At 71.8% G+C, this 23,356-nt stretch carries 20 protein-coding genes; 10 read left to right on the forward strand and 10 right to left on the reverse strand.

Annotated features, from left to right (window positions below; all coding sequences use genetic code 11):
• The first annotated feature begins 48 nt into the window (after positions 1–48).
• On the forward strand, positions 49–954 hold the full coding sequence (locus DEJ48_RS01110; protein ID WP_150213600.1) for a hypothetical protein: 906 nt from the start codon (positions 49–51) through the stop codon (positions 952–954).
• An 18-nt stretch (positions 955–972) separates the two neighbouring features.
• On the opposite strand, the gene DEJ48_RS40100 is transcribed toward DEJ48_RS01110, so the two are convergent.
• Positions 973–1,158, reverse strand: coding sequence for a hypothetical protein (locus DEJ48_RS40100; RefSeq protein ID WP_223831825.1), 186 nt, complete (start codon positions 1,156–1,158; stop codon positions 973–975).
• Positions 1,159–1,650: 492 nt separating this feature from the next.
• Here DEJ48_RS40100 and DEJ48_RS01120 point away from each other — a divergent pair, with 492 nt between their 5' ends.
• The 3 genes from DEJ48_RS01120 to DEJ48_RS01130 are packed head-to-tail and all read left to right on the forward strand — an operon-like array spanning position 1,651 to position 5,837.
• Positions 1,651–2,859, forward strand: a complete 1,209-nt coding sequence (locus tag DEJ48_RS01120) for an NAD(P)/FAD-dependent oxidoreductase (RefSeq protein WP_223831826.1) — start codon at positions 1,651–1,653, stop codon at positions 2,857–2,859.
• A gap of 33 nt (positions 2,860–2,892) precedes the next feature.
• On the forward strand, positions 2,893–4,311 hold the full coding sequence (locus DEJ48_RS01125; RefSeq protein ID WP_150220870.1) for a 2-oxoadipate dioxygenase/decarboxylase family protein: 1,419 nt from the start codon (positions 2,893–2,895) through the stop codon (positions 4,309–4,311).
• The gene (locus tag DEJ48_RS01130; RefSeq protein WP_150213604.1) at positions 4,308–5,837 is read left to right on the forward strand and encodes an aldehyde dehydrogenase family protein; all 1,530 of its coding nucleotides are present in this window, start codon (positions 4,308–4,310) and stop codon (positions 5,835–5,837) included. Before DEJ48_RS01125 ends, DEJ48_RS01130 begins: the two co-directional genes overlap by 4 nt.
• 24 nt (positions 5,838–5,861) lie before the next feature.
• Here DEJ48_RS01130 and DEJ48_RS01135 read toward each other — a convergent pair whose 3' ends face one another.
• Entirely contained in the window at positions 5,862–6,809 is a 948-nt protein-coding gene (locus tag DEJ48_RS01135; protein ID WP_150213606.1) for an SDR family NAD(P)-dependent oxidoreductase, read from the reverse strand.
• A 201-nt stretch (positions 6,810–7,010) separates the two neighbouring features.
• Here DEJ48_RS01135 and DEJ48_RS01140 point away from each other — a divergent pair, with 201 nt between their 5' ends.
• Positions 7,011–7,901 (forward strand): hypothetical protein, encoded by an 891-nt coding sequence (locus tag DEJ48_RS01140; RefSeq protein WP_150213608.1) that lies wholly within the window; start codon positions 7,011–7,013, stop codon positions 7,899–7,901.
• A gap of 10 nt (positions 7,902–7,911) precedes the next feature.
• On the opposite strand, the gene DEJ48_RS01145 is transcribed toward DEJ48_RS01140, so the two are convergent.
• The 3 genes from DEJ48_RS01145 to DEJ48_RS01155 all read right to left on the reverse strand — a co-directional run bounded on the left by DEJ48_RS01145 (position 7,912) and on the right by DEJ48_RS01155 (position 10,874).
• Positions 7,912–9,636 (reverse strand): acyl-CoA dehydrogenase family protein, encoded by a 1,725-nt coding sequence (locus DEJ48_RS01145; RefSeq protein ID WP_150213610.1) that lies wholly within the window; start codon positions 9,634–9,636, stop codon positions 7,912–7,914.
• Positions 9,637–9,695: 59 nt separating this feature from the next.
• Entirely contained in the window at positions 9,696–10,307 is a 612-nt protein-coding gene (locus DEJ48_RS01150) for a PadR family transcriptional regulator (protein WP_150213612.1), read from the reverse strand.
• A 75-nt stretch (positions 10,308–10,382) separates the two neighbouring features.
• Positions 10,383–10,874 (reverse strand): RrF2 family transcriptional regulator, encoded by a 492-nt coding sequence (locus DEJ48_RS01155; RefSeq protein WP_150213614.1) that lies wholly within the window; start codon positions 10,872–10,874, stop codon positions 10,383–10,385.
• Between the two features lie 127 nt (positions 10,875–11,001).
• On the opposite strand from DEJ48_RS01155, the gene DEJ48_RS01160 reads away from it, so the two are divergent.
• A complete protein-coding gene (locus DEJ48_RS01160; protein ID WP_150213616.1) occupies positions 11,002–11,742 on the forward strand; it encodes an SDR family oxidoreductase in 741 nt (246 codons plus the stop codon).
• A gap of 9 nt (positions 11,743–11,751) precedes the next feature.
• Here the strand turns inward: DEJ48_RS01160 and DEJ48_RS01165 are convergent, their stop codons facing one another.
• On the reverse strand, positions 11,752–12,222 hold the full coding sequence (locus DEJ48_RS01165) for a peroxiredoxin (RefSeq protein ID WP_150213617.1): 471 nt from the start codon (positions 12,220–12,222) through the stop codon (positions 11,752–11,754).
• 195 nt (positions 12,223–12,417) lie between these two features.
• On the opposite strand from DEJ48_RS01165, the gene DEJ48_RS01170 reads away from it, so the two are divergent.
• On the forward strand, positions 12,418–14,712 hold the full coding sequence (locus DEJ48_RS01170; protein WP_223831827.1) for an FUSC family protein: 2,295 nt from the start codon (positions 12,418–12,420) through the stop codon (positions 14,710–14,712).
• 86 nt (positions 14,713–14,798) lie between these two features.
• A complete protein-coding gene (locus DEJ48_RS01175; RefSeq protein WP_150213619.1) occupies positions 14,799–15,203 on the forward strand; it encodes a rodlin in 405 nt (134 codons plus the stop codon).
• A gap of 62 nt (positions 15,204–15,265) precedes the next feature.
• Here DEJ48_RS01175 and DEJ48_RS01180 read toward each other — a convergent pair whose 3' ends face one another.
• The 3 genes from DEJ48_RS01180 to DEJ48_RS01190 all read right to left on the reverse strand — a co-directional run bounded on the left by DEJ48_RS01180 (position 15,266) and on the right by DEJ48_RS01190 (position 19,011).
• A complete protein-coding gene (locus DEJ48_RS01180) occupies positions 15,266–16,912 on the reverse strand; it encodes a metallophosphoesterase (RefSeq protein ID WP_223831828.1) in 1,647 nt (548 codons plus the stop codon).
• Between the two features lie 198 nt (positions 16,913–17,110).
• Positions 17,111–18,040 carry a SigB/SigF/SigG family RNA polymerase sigma factor gene (locus tag DEJ48_RS01185; protein WP_223831829.1) on the reverse strand — a complete coding sequence of 310 codons (930 nt, stop codon included), beginning with the start codon at positions 18,038–18,040 and terminating at the stop codon, positions 17,111–17,113.
• A 32-nt stretch (positions 18,041–18,072) separates the two neighbouring features.
• Entirely contained in the window at positions 18,073–19,011 is a 939-nt protein-coding gene (locus DEJ48_RS01190) for a VOC family protein (protein WP_150213621.1), read from the reverse strand.
• A gap of 189 nt (positions 19,012–19,200) precedes the next feature.
• On the opposite strand from DEJ48_RS01190, the gene DEJ48_RS01195 reads away from it, so the two are divergent.
• Complete coding sequence (locus DEJ48_RS01195; RefSeq protein ID WP_150213623.1) at positions 19,201–20,046, forward strand: alpha/beta fold hydrolase; 846 nt, start codon at positions 19,201–19,203, stop codon at positions 20,044–20,046.
• A gap of 18 nt (positions 20,047–20,064) precedes the next feature.
• On the opposite strand, the gene DEJ48_RS01200 is transcribed toward DEJ48_RS01195, so the two are convergent.
• Positions 20,065–22,032, reverse strand: a complete 1,968-nt coding sequence (locus DEJ48_RS01200) for a M13 family metallopeptidase (RefSeq protein ID WP_150213625.1) — start codon at positions 22,030–22,032, stop codon at positions 20,065–20,067.
• Between the two features lie 184 nt (positions 22,033–22,216).
• Between DEJ48_RS01200 and DEJ48_RS01205 the strand changes: the two genes are divergently transcribed.
• Complete coding sequence (locus DEJ48_RS01205) at positions 22,217–23,293, forward strand: hypothetical protein (protein WP_150213627.1); 1,077 nt, start codon at positions 22,217–22,219, stop codon at positions 23,291–23,293.
• Positions 23,294–23,356: the final 63 nt, after the last annotated feature.

Genomic DNA, 23,356 nt, shown 5'->3' on the forward strand with positions numbered 1-23,356 from the left:
CAGTTGTGAGGAGGCGGAGGCGAACGGCATCGAGGAGAGACAGTGGTTGTGGGACGGGCACTCGGCGGCGGCCTCATCATGGGCGTGGCGCTCGGCGCGGGTACGGCAGTGGGGCCGGCGCTCGCCGACGGTCTCGGCCTCACCGGGTTCGCGGCGCGGCTCGTTCCTGCCGCGCTGGTCAGCGCGGTGGCGGTGCCGCTCGTCGTGTTCACGCTGCGCCGCCGGGGCGGCTCCTTGCGCGACATCGGCTTCGGTGAGCGGGGCGGGAATCTGCGGGCTTTGGCCATCGGAGCGGGGGTCACCTCCGGCGCCGCCGCACTCGTGCTGGGCGCGGCGACGGCCGCCGGGCTGCTGAGCTGGTCGCGTCCGGACGTGCCCGAGCTCGCCGGATTCCTGGTGACGAACGGCGCGGTCGCTCTGCTCCTGGAGGCGCTGCCCGAGGAGACGACGCTGCGGGGGCAGACGTGGACCGCGCTGCGCGGCCGGTTCGGCGGTGTCGTCTCCGCGCTCGGCACGACGGCCGTGTTCCTCGTGGTGCCCGGCCTGTCGACCGTCGTGGAGGCCGGGGTCGCGCCGCTGGTCGGGCGTGCGGCCGGACCCGTCGGCCTCGCGCCGGGCGGACAGAACCCGCTCGACTACCTGATCCTGCTGGTCTTCTTCGGCCTCATGCTCGTCACGGCCCGCACGGCGGTGCGGCGCGCCCCGCTGTGCGCGGGCATCGGGGCGCATCTGGCCTTCCTGACCGTCAACCGGGTCGTGTTCGAGGGGGACGAGCGCGACGCGGGCTGGTCCGTGCACCTGTCGTCCCCGGACGTGGAACTCCTCGTACCGGTCTATCTGCTGGTGGCCATGGCCGGGTTCGCGGCGTGGCGGTGGACGGAGAGGCGGCGTGGGGGCGCGCCGTCGGCGGCGGGCGTCGGCTCGGTCAGTCGTCGAGCAGCCGCCACGCGGTGAGCGCGAGCCGCGCCCGGCTCAGTGCAGGTGGAGGAGGTCCGCGGCCCGCCGCAGGGAGCCGGTGGAGCAGTAGGCGTCCAGCGTCTCCAGGTCTTCCGGGCGCTCGGCGAGCGCCGAGACGGCGACGACATCGGGGTTGTCCCGTACGGCCTCCTGAGGAATGTGCGCGAGCAGCGCCAATGCCCCGAGTTCGTCGTACGGCACGACCGGCCGGCCCTCGGTGGCGACGAAGCGCAGGGCCGTGCGCGCCTGCCGCCACGAACGGTCGGGGCGCCGATCCGGTCGAGCGGCACCTGCGTGCGTACGGCGACCACGCGCACCGGCAGGTCGGCGGCGAAGCCGAGCAGCCGCAGGGCACGCGCCCGGGCGGCCTCCTCGCTGTCCGCGCTGATGGCGAGCTCGACCAGGGCGGGGTCGGCCATGGTGGTGCGGGCGGGGCCGTACCGCTCGACGGCCGCCGCGGCGGCGATGGCGAGCCGGTCGAGGAGCACCTCGTCGAGCGGGTTCGGCGGTCCCGGACGCTCCAGCCACACCGGGCCGATCTCCTCGCGCTGGCGGACTGAGGCGGTCGTCGCGATCCGGGCGCGGCCCGGATACGCCTCATGGACGCCGTGGGCGACGTGCTGCACCATGGGCGGGCCAGACCGCTGTTCGTGCCACGACAGTCCGGGCCGATGCCCGGAAGGGAGCCGCCTCTTGGCCTCCTCACCGTCCGCGCCCCCGTCACCGTCCGCGTCCGCCCGTCGCGCCGTGTCCGTCCCGTCCACCGCCGACGTCGTGATCGTCGGGGGTGGAGTGATGGGGACGAGCATCGCGTTCCACCTCGCCGAGGCGGGCGTACGCGACATCCTCGTCGTCGAGCGCGGCGAACTGGGCGGCGGCAGCTCAGGCAAGCCGATCGGCGGGGTGCGCGCGCAGTTCTCCGATCCGCTCAACATCGAGCTGGGGCGGCGCAGTCTGCGCGCCTTCCGGGACTTTCCGCGCCGGCCCGGCACGGACATCGGCCTGGACACGGTCGGCTACCTCTTCCTGCTCACCGACCCGGTGCAGGTGGCCGCCTTCGAGGCCGCGGTGCGGACCCAGAACGCCCTCGGCGTGCCCAGCCGCATGATCGGGCCTTCGGAGGCACGGGCACTCTGCCCCTATCTCACCACCGACGGCCTGGTGGCGGCCGCGCACTCCCCCGACGACGGGCACGCACGCCCCGCGCTCGTCGTGCGCGGATACGCGCGTGCCGCGGCACGCGCCGGCACCGTGTTCGCCACCGGAACCGAGGTCACCGGCATGGACGTGACCGGCGAGCGCGTCGCGGTCGTCCACACCGACCGGGGGCCGGTCTCCTGCTCGACGGTCGTCTGCGCCGCCGGGGCGTGGTCGGCGCGGATCGGCGCCATGGCGGGCGTCGGACTGCCGGTCCGGCCGATCCGCCGCCAACTCGCCTTCACGGTGCCGCTGGTGCCCGCCGCGCCGCGCATCCCGTTCACCATCGACTTCGCGTCGTCGGCGTACTTCCACAACAGCGACGACGGGCTGCTCCTCGGCCTCGCCGACCCCGGCCAGGCGGAGGGCTTCGACACCACGTGGACGCCCGGCTGGCTGGAGCTGTTCCGGGACGTGGCGCGGCAACGGGCGCCCGCCCTCGCGGAGATGGAGACGTCCGGCGGCTGGGCAGGCCTGTACGAGGTCACGCCCGACCACAACGCGCTCATCGGCCGCTCCGACGCACCGGTCAACTTCCTCTACGCCACCGGCTTCTCCGGCCACGGCTTCCTCCAGGCTCCCGCGGTGGGCGAGATCGTCCGCGACCTGTACCTGGGGCGGCGGCCGTGCGTCGACGTCGAGCCGCTCGGCGCGCAGCGATTCCGCACGGGGTCCGAGAGCCGCCCGGAAGCCCACGTGGTGTGACTCGGGCAAGAACGCCGAAAGGACGACATGTCGATGATCGAGCAGTGGCAGCTGCGTGCCGGGTTCGCCGAGCGGCTCTCGCGGATGTACGGGCGCGAGGTCCCCGCGTACAGGACGCTGGTGGACGTATCCCGCGAGGTCAACGAGGACGTTCTGCGCAAGCGCGGCTCCGATGCCGAGCGCCTCGGGTCCATCGGCCGCGTCACCGCCGAACGGCATGGCGCCATCCGCGTCGGCACCCCTGAGGAGCTGCGGCAGGTGGGCCGCGTGTTCGGCGCGCTGGGCATGCACCCGGTCGGCTTCTACGACCTGCGCGACACCCCGGCCAGTGCTCTGCCCATCGTGTCGACCGCGTTCCGGCCGGTGGACGAGGACGAGCTGGCCCGCAACCCGTTCCGGGTCTTCACGTCCATGCTCACCGTGTCCGACACCCGCTTCTTCGACGACGGTCTGCGCTCCCGTCTCGGCACGTTCCTCGCGGGCCGCGAGCTGTTCCCGCCGGAGCTGCTCGCGCTGGCCGACCGGGCGGAGGCGGAGCGGGAACTGTCGGACACGGACGCCGATCGGTTCCTGGAACTGGCGGTACGCGCCTTCGAGTTGTCTGCCGAACCCATCGACGAGGACTGGTACGCGTCCCTGGAGCGCGTCTCCGCCGTCGCAGCGGACATCGGCGGTGTCCGCAGCACCCACATCAACCATCTGACCCCGCGCGTCCTGGACATCGACGAGCTCTACCGCCGCATGACCGAACGCGGCATCGAGATGATCGACACCATTCAGGGTCCGCCGCGCTGGGCAGGGCCGGACGTGCTGCTGCGCCAGACCTCGTTCCGCGCGCTGGCCGAACCGCGCGCCCTGCGCTCGGCGGGCGGCGTCGTACGGCACGGCGCGCTGCGGGTGCGGTTCGGCGAGGTCGAGGCCCGCGGCATCGCCCTGACCCGCGAAGGCCGCGTCCTGTACGACCGGATGCTCGGCCTCGTCGACGCACGGGCCGCGTCCCGCCCGGCCGCCGAGCGGGACGCCGTGGCCCGCGCCGTGTGGACCGAGCACCTGCCTCCGACCGAACACGAACTCGCCGCACGGGACCTGGGGTTCTTCACGTACCACGCCGTCCCCGACCGGCCCGCGGACGGCGGTCGACCGCCCTGCGACCTCGACGGACTCCTGGCCGGAGGCTGGCTGCGCGCCGAGCCGATCGTGTACGAGGACTTCCTCCCCCGGTCGGCCGCCGGCATCTTCCGGTCCAACCTCGACCGCACCGGGTCCGGAGACGGCGCCCGGGACCGCGAACGGGACGGCGGCGCGTACGACGCCGACCGGCTCGCCGTGGCCATGGGCCGCGAGGTACTCGACCCCTTCGCACTGTACGAGCGGCAGCGGGACCGCTCCCTCGCCCTCCTCCCCCGCGCACTGCGTCCCACCCGCGCACCACGTCCCCAGGGAGCGTCATGACCGGCATCGCCCTGCCCGCCACCGACGAGCTGCGCGCCCGCGCCCGCACCGCGCTCGACCGCGTCGGTGTCACCGTCCCCGAAGGCAACGGTCTGCGGGCCCGTACCCCGATCACCGGCGAGGACCTCTTCGGTCTGGCCACGACCGGCCCGGCCGGGACAGAGGCAGCCCTCGCGGCGGCCCGTGCCGCCTTCCTCGACTGGCGCACCACCCCCGCCCCGCGCCGGGGCGAACTGGTCCGCCGCCTCGGCGACCTGCTGCGCGAACACCAGGAGGACCTGGCCGACCTGATCACCATCGAGGCGGGCAAGATCCGCTCCGAGGCGCTCGGCGAGGTGCGGGAGATGATCGACATCTGCGACTTCGCGGTGGGGCTGTCCCGGCAGCTCTACGGACGCACCATCGCCTCCGAGCGTCCGGGACACCGCCTCGCCGAGACCTGGCATCCGCTCGGTGTCGTCGGTGTCATCTCCGCGTTCAACTTCCCGGCGGCGGTGTGGTCGTGGAACACCGCCGTCGCCCTGGCCTGCGGCGACACCGTGGTGTGGAAGCCCTCCGAACTGACCCCGCTGATCTCGCTGGCCTGCGACCGGCTGCTTGCCAGGGCCGCCGACGACGTGGACGCACCGCGCGACGTGCACCGGCTGCTGCTGGGCGACCGCGCGGTGGGCGAGCAGCTCGTGGACGATCCGCGGGTCGCGCTGGTCAGCGCCACCGGGTCGACCCGTATGGGCCGCGAGGTCGGCCCGCGCGTGGCCGCCCGCTTCGGCCGCTCGCTGCTGGAACTCGGCGGCAACAACGCGGCGGTCGTCGCCCCGTCCGCCGACCTGGACCTCGCCGTGCAGGGCATCGTGTTCGCGGCGGTCGGCACCGCCGGGCAGCGGTGCACGACGCTGCGCCGCCTCATCGTGCACCGCGACATCGCGGAGACGCTCGTGGGGCGCCTCACCGCCGCGTACGGGAAGCTGCCCGTCGGCGACCCCTTCGACCGGGCGACGCTGGTCGGCCCGCTGATCTCCGCGCGGGCGCTCACGGAGATGCGGGGCGCGCTGGACCGGGTGCGCGACGAGGGCGGCGAGGTGCTGGCGGGCGGCGCCCGTCGTCCGACGCCGTCCGCGCCGGACGCCGCGTACGTGGAACCGGCGGTGGTGCGCGTCGACCGGCAGTCCGACGTGGTCCGCGAGGAGACGTTCGCGCCGCTCCTGTACGTCATGACGTACGACACCCTCGACGAGGCGATCGCCCTCCACAACGACGTGCCCCAGGGCCTGTCGTCGAGCATCTTCACCCGCGACCAGCGAGAGGCGGAGCGTTTCCTGTCCGCGGAGGGCTCCGACTGCGGCATCGCCAACGTGAACATCGGGACGTCCGGCGCGGAGATCGGCGGCGCGTTCGGGGGCGAGAAGGAGACGGGAGGCGGCCGCGAGTCGGGGTCGGACGCCTGGCGCGCGTACATGCGGTCGGCCACAAACACGATCAACTACTCGGGCCGGCTCTCCCTCGCCCAGAACGTCAGCTTCCTCTGACCTTCTCCGGCCCCCTGCGCGCCGTCACTTCGAGCAATCCCAGGTGGCGCCGGTCAGTTCGCAGCTCGCGTCCCACACGCGTGCCGCCACGGAGGAGTCCGCGAGGTGCTCCCACACCGGCTCGCGTCGCGGCTTCCCGCGCAGACCGAAGACGCGCGGGCCCCACAACTCGCCGCCCCGCACGGCCGGGTCGAGCACGGCGCGGACAGCAGGCCAGGCTCCGGCGTCCTTGCCCTGGACGAGAAGGGCCGCCGGTGCCGCGCCGAGCCGTGCGCCGGCCGTCCGCACGTGGACCGGCGGCCGTGCAGGCGTGAGGGAGTCGAGGGCTCCGCCGGGGTGGGCCACCACGCTCACGACGGGGCTTTTGGAGGCGCGCAGACGGCGGTCGAGTTCCATGCCGAAGTACATCTGGGCCAGCTTGGAGCGGCCGTACGTGCGCTTGGCGCGGTAGTCCGCAAGGGACTGCAGGTCGTCGATGTCGAGCCGTTCAGTCTTCGCCGCGAAGCTGCCCATGGTCACGACGCGGGCCGCGGGCGCCGCCGACAGCAGCGGCATCAGCTGTCGGGTCAGCGCGAAGTGCCCGAGGTGGTTCGTGCCGAACATGAGCTCGTGGCCGTCGCCTGTCTCCTGGCGCGGCGGATCGTCGAGGGCGACGCCCGCGTTGTGCACGACCGCGTCGAGCCGGTCCACGGCAAGGGACTCCACGGCCGACGGCAGCGACGCGAGGTCGGCGAGGTCGAGGCGTACGGCCCGAACCCGGGCGTCGGGGACACGCGCACGGATCGCGTCCATGGCCGCCTCGGCCTTCGCCGGGCTGCGGCTGCCGAGCACGACGGTCGCACCGGTCGCCGACAGCTGCTCGGCGACGAAGTAGCCGATGCCGGCGTTGCCGCCGGTGACCAGGAAGACGCTGCCGTCGGCGCGCGGCAGGCGCTTGACGTTCCAGGGCGGGCTGGAGGATGCGGGCGACATGGCGGCGGGGCTCCCTTGGTGGTGCGGATCTTCGTCACCTCAGGGTGTCAGCGGTCACCGACACATCGCCGACAGGGAGCGGGGGGTCGAAGCGGACCACCGACATCCCTCCGACACGGTGAACGTTTCCCGTGCCCGCCACGTCATAGGGACAGCCGCGTCACAGGGGCGGTCGCGTCAGGGCTTCACTCAGGGGGTCACATGCTCACCCGTCCGTTCCGCGCGCTCGCCGCGGTCGCCGTGTCCGGCGCCGTCCTGGCGGCGATGTCCGGGTGCGGCAGTGAGGATGCCTCCGCCGACGGCGCGGGTTCCTCCTCGCTCACGGATCGTGCCCGGCAGGTCGCCGAGGCCTGGGACGGTTCCGCAGCGGCCGCCGCGTGGCGCACCGGCTATCACCCCGCCGGGGAGACGGTGCAGCCGCCGCGGGGCGGGCTGCGCGGCGCAGCCGACGAGCGGGCCTTCGAGGCCGGGCGCTTCGTGCTGCGCGCCGAGCTGCCCGGGCCGGGACCGAAGAACGCCGAGGTGACCTGGCCCGATGGTCCGGCACTCACTCGGCCGCTGATGGGGGCCGGCGAGTCGTACAGGGCCCTCGCCCGTTCCACGGCGGCCGGGGAGCCGCGCCTCACGGTCACCGGGGTGAAGCGGGGCGAGATGCGCGTGACCACGAGCCGCGGTCCTGCGAAGGTCCCGGCCTGGCTCTACACACTGGACGGCTACGCCTCACCCCTGAAGCAAGCCGCGGTTCTGCCGTCGGACCCTCCCCGGCCACCGATAGGCCGAGCCCGCGACGTCCCCGGCCTCCCGCTCGACCGGCTCGTGGGGACAGCCGCGGACGGACGGGCGGTGACCGTGATCGCCCTCCACGGCGCCTGCGACGACGGAGCGTTCGTGAGGCCACTCGAAACCGACGGAAGTGTCGTGCTGCTCCCCTCCGTCAAGAAGCGGAACGACGACGACGGTCTCTGCACCAGTCAGGCGGAGATGCAGCGGGTGACCGTGGAACTGCGCCGGCCGGTCGGCGACCGCGTCGTCCTCGACGCGCTCACCGGCCGACCGGTCCTCTACAAGGGCATGCGCGGCATCACGCCATGACCATCGCCCGCTACGGCGCCATCTCGTACGTTCCCGCAAGCGCCTCGACGCGCTCCCAGACGCGCGCGGAACGGGCGTCGTCGACGACCGGACGCCGGACCGCGCCGAGCGCCCACGCCTGCTGGTCCGCGGTGGCGGAGTCCTTGCCGTGCAGCTCGACGGCGTGCGCGGAGAAGTCGCGTACGAGGACGGCGAAGAGCTCGTCGAGCACGTCCTCGTCCAGGCCGGTCAGACGCGCCTGCTCCAGGATCAGCTGGCCGTGCACGACCAGCGCGAAGAGCTGGCCGACGGCGAGGAGCAGGTCGAGGTCGCGGCTCTGCCGCTCGTCGGGGGCGGCCGTCCTGACGAACTCGCAGAGGGCGTCGGCCTGCTCGCGGAAGCGGGCGACGTTGGACACCTCGGCGTAGCCGTCGAAGGCGGTGCGCCAGTCGTGGAAGCGGATGGCGCCGAGGCCGCGGGCCGGGCCCTGCCGGAAGAGGAAGGCGTCGTCGTCCGCGTCGAGGCGGGTCGGCACGGGCGCGTACTCGGCCGGGTTCAGGAGGTGGTTGCCCATGAACTTGAGGATCAGGGCGAGGTTGACGTGGACCGTGCCCTCCAGCTTGGGCAGACCGCGGATCTCGACGGCGGCCTGCGCGAAGTAGTTGTCCTTCTCGAAGCCCTTGGCCGCGATGACGTCCCACATGAGGTCGATGACCTTCTCGCCCTCCGTGGTCACCTTCATCTTCGTCATGGGGTTGAAGAGGAGGTAGCGGCGGTCGTCGGGGCCCGCCGAGCGGAAGTAGTCGACGGCGCGGTCACTGAAGAGCTTCATCCCGACGAGGCGGACGTAGGCGTCGGTCAGCTCGCGGCGCACGTGCGGGAAGGCGGTGACGGGACGCCCGTAGAGGATGCGGCCCGTGGCGTGGGTGACGGCCTCGTACATCGCGTGCTCACAGATGCCGATCGAGGCGGTGCAGAGGTTGAACTTGCCCACGTTGACGGTGTTGAGGGCGGCGTCGAAGGCGGCGCGGCCGGTGTGCAGGACGTCGTCGGGGCCGACCGGGTAGTTCTCCAGACGGAACTCGCTGACGTACTTGGACGAGTCCACGACGTTCTTGACCAGGTGGTACGCGTCGTGGCGGCTGTCCGCGGCGAAGAAGACGTAGCCGTCGGGGCCCTCGATGTCGGTGCGGCGGCCGAAGACGGAGACGAGTCCGGCGGCGTTGCCGTTGCCGATGTAGTACTTGGAGCCGGTGGCCCGGAAGCCGCCGTCGCCGTCCGGCTCCAGGAGCATGTCGGTGGAGTAGATGTCGGCGCCGTGGCTCTTCTCGGACAGGCCGAAGGCGAACACCTCGCCCTGGTCGAGGAGTTCGGCGGCGCGGGTGCGGGCGGCGGCGTTGTCGCTCTGCCAGACCGGGCCGAGGCCGAGGATCGTGACCTGCCAGGCGTACCAGTAGTCGAGGCCGTAGAAGCCGAAGATCTCGTTGAGGGCGGCGATGCGGGCGGTGTCCCAGCGCTTGTCGGCCTGCCCCTCCCCCGCAGCGGACGCCGGAGTGAGGAAGGTCGCGAACAGCCCTTCCTTGGCGGAGAACTCCAGGAAATCGGCGAGCCAGGCGCGGGTGCGGTAGTCCTCGATCAGCTTGCGCTTGCCGCGCGCCTCGAACCAGTCGACGGTGGCGCGCAGCAGCCTGCGGGTCTCGGGGTCGAAGTGGGTCGGGTCGTAGGTGTTCGGGTTGAACAGCAGCGGGTCGGCCATGGCGGTTCGCCTTTCCGGCTCGGGGGGGAACGGGGACGAAAGAGGTGCGGGGAGCGCGTTCAGCGCTCGGGGTTGAGGCGGTGGAGCGTGGCGAGCACGTCGTCGAGCCAGGCGAGCGTCATCCGCTCGTACGCGATGCCGCCGCGCAGCACGACGTGCTGGAGCTCTTGTCCGGCGTCGAGCTCCGCGCGATCGGGGGTTTCGGGCTCCGCGCGATCGGGAGCGCCGGATGCTTCGCGGGTCGGTGCGTCGGGTCCGGTGAAGTCACGCCGCTCCCCCGCGAGGTAGTGCGCGAGACGGTCGGCGTGTGCCTGGCGGTGCCGCTCCACCTCGTGGATCAGCGCCACCGGGTCGTCGAAGGCCGCGCCGCGGATCTTCACGGCGAGCTCGTGCCGGACGCTCTCGGGTTCGATCGGCGCGTGCAGCCACCGGGAGAGCGCGTCCCGTCCGAGGGAGGCGACGGAGTACTCCTTCTTGTCCGGCCGGTCCTGCTGGACCACCTCACGGACATCGATCCAGCCGTCGCCCTCCATGCGTTTGAGGACGCGGTAGATCTGCTGGTGGGTGGCCGCCCAGAAGTAACCGATGGACCGGTCGAACCGCCGGGCGAGTTCGTATCCGGAGCCCGGCTTCTCCAGCAGGGAGACGAGGATCGCGTGCTCGAGCGCCATGCCTCGAATCCTTCTATGCAACTCGTTGCATAGACAAGCGGCACAGGCCAGGTGAGACGCGGCTCACCTGCACGATCAGTGGTCCGCGGCGGCCGACGAGTTGAGCCACGCGCCGATACGCGGCAGCGCCTCGGGCCCGCTGTCCCGGCGCACCGACCCGACCAGGTCGGCGATGGCGACCTCCCGCAGCGATGCCCGCCACGCGGCGTCGGCGGCCGCCATCGCGCGGGCGATGGGGCACGGCTTCGTGCAGTCCTCGGGAGGGGTGCCGAACGGTCCGCGCTGCCGGATCTCCGTACAGGTGAAGGCCGGGCTCGCCCCGTCGACGGCCTGCACCACGTCGAGGACCGTGATGTCGGTGGCCGCCCTGGTCAGCACGTAGCCACCCGTCTTGCCCTGGACGGATTCCACGAGTCCGGCGCGGGAGAGGGCCTGCAGCTGTTTGGCCAGGTAGCTGGGCGAGACGTCGTGCAGCTGCGCGAGACGGGCGGCGGGGACCGGTTCGATCGCCGCCGTCAGGACCACACAGCAGTGCAGCGCCCACTCGACGCCGCCGGACAGTTTCATACACCCTCCCGATTGACTCGGACACAGAGTATCCGAGTATCATCTCGGACATCAGGTATCCGAGTTTGATCCCCCGGGGCACCCCCGCCCACGGAGACGGCACTCGGTCGGAGCGAAGGGCTCGATCATGAGGATCACGGTCATCGGCGGCACCGGACTGATCGGTTCGCAGCTCGTCAGCAGGCTCCGCGGGGCCGGTCACGACGTGGTCGCCTCGTCCCTGTCGACCGGCGTCGACCTGCTCACCGGCGCGGGCCTCGACGAGGCGCTCGACGGCGCGGACACGGTCGTCGACGTGACGAACTCCCCCACGTTCGACGAGGCCTCACCGGAGTTCTTCCGCACCACCTCTGGGCACTTGCTCGGCGCGGGCGAGCGCGCCGGCGTACGGCACCAGGTCATCCTCTCCATCGTCGGCGTCGACCAGGTGCCGCAGCTGGACTACTACCGCGCGAAGACGCTCCAGGAGGACCTGCTGCGCCAGGGCCCCACCCCGTACTCGATCGTGCGCGCCACGCAGTTCTTCGAGTTCATGGACGCGGTCATGTCGTGGACGTCCGACGACACCACCGTCCGGCTGCCCGCCACGCACATCCAGCCCATGGCGACGGCCGACGTCGTCGCGGCCCTCGCCGACGTCGCGACCGGCGCGCCCCTGAACGGCACGCTGGACGTCGCGGGTCCCGAGGTCTTCCGCCTGGACGAGCTGGGACGGTTCACGCTGTCGGCCCGGCAGGATCCGCGGACCGTCGTCACGGACGAGAAGGCGGGCATGTTCGCCGCGGTCGAGGGCGACGTCCTGATCGGCGGCCCGGACGCCCGCCTCGCCCCCACCCACTACAAGGACTGGCTCGACACCTCGCGGTGAGCCGCTCCCTCAGCCTGCCGCCAGACGGCGCACCGCCGCCAGCGCCCGGTCCGCGTGTGCGCTCATACGGAACTCGCTGCGGACCACCTCGGCGACGGTCCGGTCCTTGCCGATGACGAACGTGACCCGTTTCGTGGGCGCGAGCGAGAAGCCGCGGGTCACGCCGAACCGGGCGCGCACCACGCCCTCGGGGTCCGCGAGCAGCGGAAAGCCCAGGGTGTGACGCTCCGTGAACTCCCGCTGCCGGTCGACCTCGTCGCCGCTGATGCCCACGGGCCGCGCTCCCACGGCGTCGAACTCGGCGGCGAGATCGCGGAAGTGGCAGGCCTCGGCCGTGCAGCCGGGCGTGAGGGCCGCCGGGTAGAAGAACAGCACCACCGGGCCGTCCTGGAGGAGTTCGGTGAGCCGACGCGCGGTGCCGGTCTCGTCCGGCAGCGTGAAGTCCTCGACGGTGTCGCCCACCGCCACGCGCGCCGTCATGCCCGGGTCCTGTGCGACGTGCGGTCCATCGGCGCCACGGTGCCTCCTCGAGTGCGGGAGCGAAACCCTACTCGACTGTGGGCAACCGGCCGTCGGCAGCCCGTCCCACCGCCCTTGACCTCCTGAAACGACATCGTGCGATGCTGGGGATCAGCGGGAGGCACCGAGCGAACGACGGGGAGTACGGGCAGAACGATGGCACTGGTACGACGGACGGCGAAGGGCATCTGGGACCGCTACTCGGCATCCGACCCCGGGCTCCTGCGGCTCATGGCGGGACTGCGCACGGTCGGGGCGATCCTCCTCGCGCTCGCCGTGCTCGCGCCGCTCGGCACGTCGGTGACGCACCTCGTCGCGGGCGCGATGACGGCGATGGTCGCCACGTTCGCGATCCAGGAGAAGGAGGTGCGGGGCCAGGCGATCACCCTGGCGCTCGGCCTGCCGGTCGCGCTCGCGGCCATCTCGCTGGGGGCGCTCCTCAACTCCCGCGTCATCGCCGGGGACGTGTTCTTCATCGTCCTGATCTTCGGGGCCGTCTACTGCCGCCGGTTCGGCGACCGCGGCACCACGCTCGGGCTCATCGGCTTCCAGGTCTACTTCGTCTCGCTCTTCGTCAACGCGTCCACATCGTCGCTGCCCACGCTCTATCTGACCCTGACCATCGCCTTCGCGTGCAGCGCGGTCGTACGGTTCGCCGTGGTGCCGGAGACCCCTGAGCGCACCCTTGCGCGGCTGCGCGAGGCGTTCCGGGCGCGGCTCGCCCAGCTGATCGCCCACCAGATCGAACTCCTCGACATGGACGCCGACTCCGGCGAGGGCCCGGAGAAGGTCCTCGACGACCTGCGGCGCAGCACCGCCCGGCTGCACGAGGCGGCGCTGATGATCCAGGGCCGGCTCGACGAGGGCTCGCGCGACGCGGCGGCCGCGGCGCTGTTGCAGCGCAGGGTGGCGGACGCGGAGATCGCCGCGGAGCGCCTCGGCATGCTGCTGCTCAACGCGCGCAGCGCGGAGCGCGTGGAGACGCTCACCCTGCATCTGCCGAGCGCCCCCGTCCCGCTGACACGGCGCGGCCGCATCGGGCCCGACGCGGGCACCGCCCTGCGCAGGGACCTGCGCGCCCTGCACCTGCTCGTGGTGCGCCTGGTGCCCGACGACCGCGGCACGGCACTGCCGTACGTGCGCAACAGGCTGCTCGGCTACCGCGAGGAGCAGGGCCTGCCGCAGGGCTCCCCGGCGATCCAGGACTGCTTCCGTGCGATCGGTGAGGCGGCGCGCGCCATTCTGGGTCTGCGGCTCGCGACCGACGGGGCGCCGGACGAGGAGTACGACAGTCCGGAAGTCATGCGGTCCCGTGAGGAGTTCGAGGCCGAGGAGATCTCGATATCCGGTGAGGCCGCCGAGGCGGAGGAGGAGCAGACCGGGCTGCGGCGGCCGACCACCCGCGCGGCCGTGCAGGTCTCGGTCGGGTCCGCGCTCGCCATCGTCGGCGGCGAGTTCCTGTCCACGCAGCGGTGGTACTGGGCGGTGCTGACCTGCTGGGTGGTGTTCCTGAACACGGCGTCCACGGGCGAGATCATGGTCAAGGGCTACCGTCGCCTGCTCGGCACGGTGCTCGGTGTGGTGGCGGGGGTGGCGCTGGCCGGCGCCGTCGGCAACCACACCTGGGCGGCGTTCGCCCTCGTCGTGCTCTGTGTCTTCGGCATGTTCTTCACCGCGCCGCTCTCCTACGCGCTGATGTCGTTCTTCGTCACGGCGATGCTGGGCCTGCTCTACACCCTGCTGAACACATACAGCCTGGACGTCCTGGTGCTGCGCATCGAGGAGACGGCGCTCGGTGCGGCCTGCGGCATCATCGCGGCGGTCCTGGTCCTTCCGGTGCGGACCTCGCACCGGACCGACGAGGAGCTCGGCACGGTCCTCGCGCGGCTGCGGGACGTCGTGTCGGCGGCCGTGTCCCAGCTCAGTGGCGGGCCCGCGGTCGACCTCGTGGACCTGGCGCGCGACCTGGACACCGCGCTGGACGACCTGCGCAGTTCCACGAAGCCGCTGACGCACCCGATCGCCCCGCTGCGGGCCCGCAGGCAGACGGCCCGCTACATCGTCGCGCTCCTGGAGACCTGCGCCTATCACGCCCGTTCGCTGGCGGCGACGGCCGAGTTGGTGCCCTCCAGCAAGAGCGTCGCGGCCGACGCGCGTCTCGCGCTCGCGGGGCGGCGCATCACCCACAACATCGATCTGATCGCCGCCCAGGTGCGCGACGAGGAGCCCGACGGCATCATCCAGTCCGGGTCGAGCATCGCCTCGATGCTCGACAGCGGCCGCCACGAGGTGCTGCGGACCGGTTCGGTGGCGTTCCGCGTGCTGCGGCATCTGCAGCGGCTCGACGAGGGCATCGTCGGTCTCGCCCGGCCCCTCGGAGTGCCGCTCGCGCCGCCCGAAGAGGGTGGCACCGCGTCAGCCCCGGTCCGCCGACACTCCGCCAATGGGTGAATAAGTTTCGGTTTCGGGCCTTTGCCGGATGTACTGGGCCTCGCCCTTTCTGGCACCTGAGTTCCTGATTTCCGTACTGGAGTGACATGCGTACCCGTAATCTCCCCCTCGCCCTGAGCCTCGCCGCCGCCGCGCTCGCCGGCAGCGCCGGTACCGCCGCCGCCATCGGCGACGACACGGGCACTCAAAGTGTCAGCGGCAACGGCGCCGAGCAGGCCTTCGGCAACAGCGCCACCCAGGGGGACCTCAGCCCGCAGGCGCGGCTGGTCGACGGCTCGTTGAACAAGGTCTGTGCCGGCATCCCGGTCAAGGCCAACGTCGGCGCCCTGGTCGGTCTCGTGCCGATCGCCGTCCAGGACATCCCGGTCCTGTCGGCGCCGCAGAACCAGCAGTGTGTCGAGAACTCGACGCAGGCCAAGGGCGACGAGCCGCTGTCGCACATCCTGAGCGACATCCCGGCGCTGTCCGGCAACGGCGTGAACAACCACTGAGCCGTCTGCTTCATCACGTACTGCGGGGCCGGGCAACAACTGTTGCCCGGCCCCGCGGTGCGTCAGCCCCTGAACCTGAGCGTCCGCTCCGGCGAGGCGTTGCCGTGCGCGTCCACCGCGCGCACCCTCGCCACGTAGCGTGCGCCCTTCTTCGCGGCGGGGAGGGGGATGTCCAGGGAGTTGGGGCGGGGCATGAAGTAGTACTCGGACAGGACCTTCGACGAGAGCAGCTTCGTGCCGGTCGCCGTGTTCTCGACGTCGACGCGGTAGTGGTGCACCATCTGGTCGTCGCGGGCCTGCCGGACGCGCAGGGCCCGGCCGCCGTCGACGAGGGCCAGCGGGTGGCGGTCCGTGAACTCCGGTGCGGTCTTGTTCCGTCGGGCGTCGGTGTAGGTGAAGCCGTCCTTGATCTGCTGCGGGCTGTCGCCCTTGAGGCGTACGGTCCAGGTCGGCCCGCTGAGGGTGCCCGCGCTGGCGTACGGGGGCTGCCAGTCGGCCGACCACGTGCCGCCGGTGTAGATGTCGTGCTTGTCGGCGGCCATGTTGACCCGCGCGATCTCCGTGCGGTCGCGGTACACCTCGACGAACAGGGCCTGCGCGGTCGGTGCCTCGAAGCGGTCCGCGAGCCCCGTCTCCGTGACGGCCCGGTAGCCGTGGTCCATCTCGACGTACGACATCGAGCCGTCGTTCACGGCGGTGAAGTCGCGCTGGTGGACGGAGCGTTCGTCGTTGATGTTCAGGTGCGAGTGGCCGGAGAAGTACATCACCTGCGGGTGGGCGGCGAGGTCCTCGGTGAGCCGGGGGTTCGAGGCCTGCTGGCCGTCCATCGCGGTGCCGGGGGCGGGCCGGTGGCCCTGCACGAGGACGGGGGTGCGGGCGTTCGCGGGGTCCGCGGTGATCTCGGCGAGCCGCTTCCTGAGCCAGGCGCGCTGGGCGCGGTCCGACTCGTACGTCTCCGTGTTCACGGTGAACAGGTGCAGGCCGCGCACGGTCGACTCGTAGTAACCGCCGCCCGAGTCGGGGAACCAGGCGCGCGGATAGTGGGCGCGCATGTCGGCGAGGCTCGCGTCGTGGTTGCCGTGGGAGAGCAGGACCTGGGTGCCGTCCATGCCCTTGCGCTTCAGGTTGGCGCGGAAGATCTCGGAGACGATGCGGTGGTCGCCGCCGCGGCCGTCGCCGTTGTCGTTGATCATGTCGCCGTTGGAGAGGATCGCGTCCGGCTCGGGGAAGACCGACCCGATGGTGTCGAAGAAGCTCTCGTACTTCTTGTCGCTCTTCGCGTGGTCCCCGATGTGCACGTCGGACATGACGACGAGGCGTGCGACGGGCTTCTCCTTGCCCCGGACGAGATACCCGGCCGACACCGGGACGCTCGACCGGCCACCGCGGAACGCGACAGCGGTGACGTTGGTGTCCTTGGTGAGGCGCAGCGGCCGGCCCGGCACGAAGGCACGGTCCGTGCGGGTGGGCGTCGTGCCGTCCAGGGTGTAGCGGACCGTGGTGCCGCGTTCGGCCCGCAGGGTCAGGGAGACGGGGCGTTCGTACCGGCCGCCGGTCGTGGCGAACGTCGGCGGCGCGGGGGTGGTGTGCGCGGCGGTGGCGCGGGGCGCCACCCCGGCCGGCGAGGCGGTCGGGGCGGTCGCGTGGGCGGCGGCCGGGAGCAGCAGCGCCAGGGACGCAGCGGTGATCACGAAGGGGGTACGTCTCACGGGGTCCGGATCCTTGCCTCTGGCCGGGCCTACGGTGCGTGCCGCCCGGCGTGAACTCCCGCGACGTTAGAACCCGTTGATGAGGTAACGAGGCCAGACCAGTTACCTCCTGGTGACTCACCCGTGAACCACTGCCGTCGGCGTGCGACGTGCCGGGCGCGCCCGTGGGACCGGCGCACCCGGCACGCGGCGTCCGCCCTACTCGTGCGCGAGCATTCCCGAGCGCAGACGGGCCAGTGTCTTGGACAGCAGCCGTGAGACGTGCATCTGCGAGATGCCCATGACGTTGCCGATCTCGGCCTGCGTCATCTCCTGGCCGAAGCGCATCTCGATGATCCGGCGCTCCCGTTCGTCGAGCTCCGCGAGGAGCGGGGCCAGGGCGTGGATGTTCTCGACGACCTCGATGGCCGGGTCGGGCTCGCCCAGCACGTCGGCGAGCGAGCGGTTGTTCTTGTGCGTGGTGCCGTCCTCGCTCCCCCCGTGCTGGGAGTCCAGGGAGCCTGCCGCATAGCCGTTGGCGGCCACGATCACCTCGAGGACCTGCTCCTCGGTCACCGACAGGTCCTCGGAGAGTTCACGGACGGTCGGCTCACGGCCGAGCACGGCGAACAGCTTCTCCCGGGACTTGACCAGTTCGGTGCGGAGCTCCTTGAGCCTGCGCGGTACGTGGACGGCCCAGCTGGTGTCACGGAAGTGACGCTTGATCTCCCCGAGGATGCAGGGGACGGCGAACGACACGAACTCGAATCCGCGGCTCCTGTCGAACCGGTCGATCGCCTTGATCAGCCCCACCATCCCGACCTGGACGATGTCCTCCAGCTGCCCGTTGCCGCGGTTGCGGAACCGGCCGGCCACATAGTGCACCAGGGAGACGTTCATCTCGATCAGTGTGTTGCGCGCGTACAGGTAGTCGGCCGATCCCTTCTCAAGGGTCTGGAGCCGGTCGAAGAAGAGCTTCGACAGCTCGCGGGCGTCCTTCGGTGCGACCTGATCGGCTGCGACGACGCGGGGCAGTCCCACGATCTCGTCCCGCGTCCGCCGTATCGGCTCAACGGCGTCGTCGACGGCGTCGGCGACGCCCTTCTGCCGAAGAAACATCGTCTGGTTCTCCACGTTCTCGACTTCCATGGCTCGGCTCCTCGGCGTGTCGGCTCGCTGACTCAGCTCGCCACCACCGTGAAGGGGATGCCTTCGCGGTCCGCCAGAACCGCCTCGCGCCGATGCCCACGTCCCTGTGGCGGGGTGATCACGCGGCCGCCCCAGCCCACGGCGGCAGCCGCGGCCGAGTCGACGTCGGCCACGCGGAAGCAGGCGTGCCAGCGGTGGCGGCCCTCGAACCCCGGCGGTGTGCCGTCGCGCAGCGCCGCGACGGTGCGCAGCCCGTCGCGGACCAGGATCTGCCCGTCGACGTACTCCACCTCGCAGCAGTCGCAGGAGGAGTCCGCCCAGTTGAGCGCGCCCCCGTAGAAGAGGGCCGCGGCGAAGATGTCCCGCGTGAGCAGTTCGAGCCGGGCGACCGGTCCCTCGCCCACCGTCCAGTGCTGGTCGGGAGCCTCCTCGCGCAGTCCGAACACGGCGTCGTCGGGGCCCGCGGCCACCACGACGCGTCCGGCACCGGTCGTCAGCGGGCCGACGGCCACGGTGGCGCCGCGCTCGTGGAGCCTGGCCACCGTGACGTCCACGTCCTCGACGGCGAAGTACGGCATCCAGCCCGCGTAGACGCCCAGGTCGGAGGCGGTCTCGCTGATGGTGCCGACCGGCCTGCCGTTCTGCAGGGCGAGGGACCGCGGCCGGCGCGGCGAGCCGAGCAGTGGCACGTGGCACCAGCCGAGGACCCGGCCGTAGAACTCCTCGGCGGCCCGGATGTCCCGCGAGGCGAGGCTCAGCCAACAGGGGGCGCCGCGGGCCTTCCCCAGGGTCGGCGGCAGGCTTCCGCCGGACAGGGCGGGCTTGCGGGCGCCGGTCGGGATCAGGCGGGTGCCTCCGGTCCTACGCGCCGGACCGTCGCCGATCCACACGCGTCGGGCCGACCGGTCCCTGCCGTGCGCTCCCGCGGCCGGTTCCTCGGCCGCCGCCCGCCGCTCTTGGTCTCTTTCCATGTCGATGTCCCTCTGCACAACGCTCTCTTCTCACCCGGTATGTGCGGTCCCGCGAGTGGTTCCGCAAACGGAACCTCACGTACCGGGACCTTCCGCATCGACCTCTGGGACTTAGGCCCTGCGTTCGGTGGCGCGAAAGACCCCGTAATTCGATTGCTCCGGATTCGCGCTGCTGACATGGTCACGGCCATGCCGACCTTTGCCGCGCCCGACGGAACCGAGCTCGCCTATCGCGTCGTCGGGGACGGAGGGGGCTCCCCCGTGATCTGTCTGCCGGGCGGTCCGATGCAGGACTCCGCGTACCTCGGCGATCTCGGGGGCCTTGCCGCGCGTCGGCCGCTGCTCATGCTGGATCTCCGCGGCACCGGCCGCTCCGCCGTGCCGGAGGACCGCTCCTCGTACCGCTGCGACCGTCTCGTGGACGACGTGGAGGCGCTGCGCGCGCACCTCGGTCTGGAGGCGATGGATCTGCTGGCGCACTCCGGGGGCACCAATCTCGCGGTGCTCTACGCGGCCCGGCATCCGGAGCGCGTCGCCAGGCTGGTACTGATCACGCCGAGCGTGATGGCCGTGGGCATCGCGGTCGACGGCTCCGTCCGGCGCGAGACGGCGCTGCTGCGGCGGAAGGAGCCGTGGTTCCCCGCGGCCTTCGCCGCCCTGGAGGAGATCGTGGCCGGCCGGGCGACGGCCGGGGCCTTCGAGGCGATCGCGCCGTTCGCCTACGGCCGCTGGGACGAGGCGGCACGGGCCCATCGGGCCGCCGAGGACGGGCAGCGCAACGCCGAGGCGGCCGCCGTGTTCGGGGCCGAGGGCGCCTACGCCCCGGAGGGCACGCGGGCCGCGCTCGCACGGCTGGGGTGCCCGGTGCTGGTGCTCGCCGGGGAGGCCGACCTGAACTCGCCGCCGCCCGCGATGGCCGAGCTCACGGGGCTGTTCCCGGACGCCGAGCTGGTGGTGCAGCCCGGCGCCGCGCACTTCCCCTGGCTGGACGACCCGGCCGCGTTCGTGACGGCGGCCGGGTCGTTCATCGGCTGAGGGACTTTGGTCCCTGCCTCACCAGATGCGGACGCGCTCCGAGGGGTCGAGCCACAGTCCGTCGCCCTCGGCCGTGCCGAAGGCCTCGTGGAACTCGTCGAGGTTGCGGACGATGTTGGCGCGGAACTCCGGCGGCGAGTGCGGGTCGATCGTGAGGTACTGCTGCTCCTGCTCCTTGCGGCGCTTGGTCCGCCAGCAGTACGCCCAGTTCTTGAAGAGCCGCTGCGAGCCGGTCATGCCGTCGCTCTCGGGCATCGGCGCCCCGTCGAGGGCGATGAGGTAGGCCGTGTGCCCGATGGTCAGGCCGCCCAGGTCGCCGATGTTCTCGCCGACGGTCAGGGAGCCGTTGACGAACTCGCCGGGGAGGTTGCGGGGCGAGAAGGCGTCGTACTGCTTGACGAGCGCCTTGGACTTCGCCTCGAACGCGGTCTTGTCGTCGGCGGTCCACCAGTCGTTCAGGTTGCCCGCGCCGTCGTACTGCGCGCCCTGGTCGTCGAAGCCGTGGCCGATCTCGTGGCCGATGACCGCGCCGATGCCGCCGTAGTTCTCCGCCGGGTCGGCGTCGGGCGAGAAGAACGGCTTCTGCAGGATGCCCGCGGGGAAGCAGATCTCGTTGGTGCCCGGGTTGTAGTACGCGTTGACCGTCTGCGGCAGCATGAACCACTCGTCGCGGTCGACCGGCGAGCCGATCTTGCCGAGCTCGCGGTCGGACTCGAACGCAGCCGCCGCCTGCGCGTTGCCGAGGAGGTCGTCGGGTGAGACCTGGAGTGCGGAGTAGTCGCGGAAGGTGTCGGGGTAGCCGATCTTGGGTCGGAAGGTGGCGAGCTTCTCGTACGCGCGCTCCTTCGTCTCGTCGGTCATCCAGTCGAGGCGGGCGATCGACTGGCGGTAGGCCTCCAGGAGGTTGGCGACGAGGTCGTCCATCTTGGCCTTGGAGGCCGGCGGGAAGTGCCGCGCGACGTACTGCTTGCCGACGGCCTCGCCGATGGAGCCCTCCACGAAGGCGACGGCACGCTTCCAGCGGGCCCGCATCTCCGGGGTGCCGTTGAGGGTGCGGCCGTAGAACTCGAAGTTGTTCCGCACGAACGCGTCCGTGAGGTACGGCGAGCAGGCACGCAGCACGCGCGTCAGCAGCCAGTCGCGCCACTGCTCGATCGGCACCTCGGCGAGGAGCCCGGAGAGGTGGGTGAGGTAGGACGGCTGGCGGACGCAGGTCTCCGCGATGGTGGCGTCCGAGCCGCCGAGCGCGGTGGCGTAGCCGTGCCAGTCGAACTCCGGCGCCAGCGCGGTGAGCTCGTCGACGGTGGTGAGGTTGTACGTCTTGAGGACGTCGCGGGTCTCGGCGCGCTCCCAGTGGCCCGCGGCGAGCTTCGTCTCCAGCGCGAGGACGGTCCGCGCGGCCGCCGCCGGGTCGGCGTGCTTGCCGAGGGTGAGCAGCTCGGTGAGGTACGCGACGTACTTCTCGCGGATCTCGGCGAACTTCTCCTCGCGGTAGTACGACTCGTCGGGGAGACCGAGTCCGCCCTGGAGGATGTTGAAGAGGTAGCGGTCGGAGTCGCGGTCGTCCGTGTCGACGTACGCGCCGAAGAGGCCGGAGCCGCCGATCCGCTCGAAGCGGCCGATGAACGCCGCGAGCTCCCGGGTGTCCGACACGGCGAGGGCCTCGTCGATCAGGGGCTCGGCCGGGGCGAGGCCACGGGCGGCGATGGTCTCCTCGTCCATGAAGGAGGCGTACAGCGCGGCGATCTTGCGGGCGTCCTCGGAGACCTCGCCCCGGCCGGCCGCGACCTCGTCGGCCAGCTCCTGGATGATCGTCTTGACCTGTTGCTCCGCGGTGTCGGCCAGCTCCACGAAGGGGCCCCAGCTGGAGCGGTCGTCGGGAATCTTCTCGGTGTCCAGCCAGACGCCGTTGACGTGGCCGAAGAGATCGTCCTGCGGCCGGATCTCGGGGTTCATGCCCGGGCGGGCGTCATCCAGAATGCTCATCCAGGCAGCCTATGCGAGGGGTCGCCCCGGCAAGAGGGGCTGCGGGGGCCGTTCGGCGAGGAGCGAACAGCGAGCTGCCTCCGGGCGGCCCCGCGGCACGCCAACTCGCGCGCAAAACATCTCAATAGGAGCGATAAAGTATCGCGTCAACCTTCGTACCACTGTGACACCCAGGAGCACCCCTGTGACCGTAGCCATCGTCCCGTCCCAGGAAGACGCCGCTTCCGCCGAGGCCACCGCCGACACGGCCGCCCTGATCGCCGAGGACGCCCGCGACTTCGGGGTCTACGCGCGCACCGGCGGCTGGGCCTTCGGTCTCAAGGTCGCCCGCAGCGTGCGGCCCGGCGGGCAGAGCGCGGGCGAGACGCCGAAGGTCTCCGCGAAGGAGTTCGCGGAGCTGGCGGGCTGCTCGGCCGACCGCGTCATGCGGTACTACAAGGCGTGGGACAAGGCCGCCGACGACGGGATGGTGCCGCACTTCGAGGCGCTCTCCCCCGGCATGGACGTGGAACTGCCGGACGCCGACGTCTGGTTGTCGTACTACAGCGCACGCTCCAGCGCCCTGACCCAGCGCGGCGAGGCGATCACGGAGGCCGCCGAGGCCGAGGGCATCCGCCCCACCAAGGCCCTGGAGGTCGCGGAGAACCCCACCGCGCTGCGCGCCGCGATCCTCGCCGACCCCGGCACCGCTGAGGCGGCACGCAAGGCTCTGATGGACCGCCTGGACGAGGACCCGGCGCTCCGCACCGAGCTGGTCCGCGACATCGTGCGCACCGACGACCTCAAGAAGGCCGTGGCGGCCGAGTCCAAGGCCGGCGACCGCGTCGACTACGTCCGCCAGATCGTGGAGAAGGGTCAGGTCAAGACGCCGGCCGGACAGATGATCGACGTTCCGGCGGAGCTGCGCGAGGAGGCCGAGCGCCACCTGTCCCTCATCGACGAGCTGGACGAGGGCGAGGAGTCCGGCGAGTGGGCGCGCGAGGCGTACGACACCGTGCGGGACCTGGTGGCGCAGACCGTCCAGAGCGACCCGGAGCTGCGGGTGCAGGAGCGGCGGGCGAAGTTCTACAGCAGTCTGCAGAAGGCCACGAAGGTGTTCGAGGAGCTGACGTTCGACGACGTCGATGACATCGACGACATCTACGAGGACGACATGGTGAAGCGCCTGGAGGACCTCCAGCAGGCCATCGGCGCGTGCATCTCGGCTCTTCAGACGGCGATGCCCGTACGTCCCGAGGCTGATCAGGAGCCCCGCTCGTAGCACTCGAGTCGTACGCGAGGACCCCTATCGGGAGGGATTCGCCAGCCCCGGCCCCGCTCGTAG

It is taken from the genome of Streptomyces venezuelae (assembly GCF_008642315.1).
Classification (GTDB): Bacteria; Actinomycetota; Actinomycetes; order Streptomycetales; family Streptomycetaceae; genus Streptomyces; species Streptomyces venezuelae_D.

Bases quoted from the DNA above. Each gene is read 5' to 3' on its own strand.
- DEJ48_RS01165 (WP_150213617.1), bottom strand. From the start codon at position 12,222: ATGACGGCGCGCGTGGCGGTGGGCGACACCGTCGAGGACTTCACGCTG.
- DEJ48_RS01190 (WP_150213621.1), bottom strand. From the start codon at position 19,011: ATGGAAAGAGACCAAGAGCGGCGGGCGGCGGCCGAGGAACCGGCCGCG.
- DEJ48_RS01150 (WP_150213612.1), bottom strand. From the start codon at position 10,307: ATGGCGCTCGAGCACGCGATCCTCGTCTCCCTGCTGGAGAAGCCGGGC.
- DEJ48_RS01155 (WP_150213614.1), bottom strand. From the start codon at position 10,874: ATGAAACTGTCCGGCGGCGTCGAGTGGGCGCTGCACTGCTGTGTGGTC.
- DEJ48_RS01170 (WP_223831827.1), top strand. From the start codon at position 12,418: ATGGCACTGGTACGACGGACGGCGAAGGGCATCTGGGACCGCTACTCG.
- DEJ48_RS01200 (WP_150213625.1), bottom strand. From the start codon at position 22,032: ATGAGCATTCTGGATGACGCCCGCCCGGGCATGAACCCCGAGATCCGG.
- DEJ48_RS01185 (WP_223831829.1), bottom strand. From the start codon at position 18,040: ATGGAAGTCGAGAACGTGGAGAACCAGACGATGTTTCTTCGGCAGAAG.
- DEJ48_RS01175 (WP_150213619.1), top strand. From the start codon at position 14,799: ATGCGTACCCGTAATCTCCCCCTCGCCCTGAGCCTCGCCGCCGCCGCG.
- DEJ48_RS01125 (WP_150220870.1), top strand. From the start codon at position 2,893: ATGATCGAGCAGTGGCAGCTGCGTGCCGGGTTCGCCGAGCGGCTCTCG.
- DEJ48_RS01145 (WP_150213610.1), bottom strand. From the start codon at position 9,636: ATGGCCGACCCGCTGCTGTTCAACCCGAACACCTACGACCCGACCCAC.
- DEJ48_RS01140 (WP_150213608.1), top strand. From the start codon at position 7,011: ATGCTCACCCGTCCGTTCCGCGCGCTCGCCGCGGTCGCCGTGTCCGGC.
- DEJ48_RS01160 (WP_150213616.1), top strand. From the start codon at position 11,002: ATGAGGATCACGGTCATCGGCGGCACCGGACTGATCGGTTCGCAGCTC.
- DEJ48_RS01130 (WP_150213604.1), top strand. From the start codon at position 4,308: ATGACCGGCATCGCCCTGCCCGCCACCGACGAGCTGCGCGCCCGCGCC.
- DEJ48_RS01195 (WP_150213623.1), top strand. From the start codon at position 19,201: ATGCCGACCTTTGCCGCGCCCGACGGAACCGAGCTCGCCTATCGCGTC.
- DEJ48_RS01135 (WP_150213606.1), bottom strand. From the start codon at position 6,809: ATGTCGCCCGCATCCTCCAGCCCGCCCTGGAACGTCAAGCGCCTGCCG.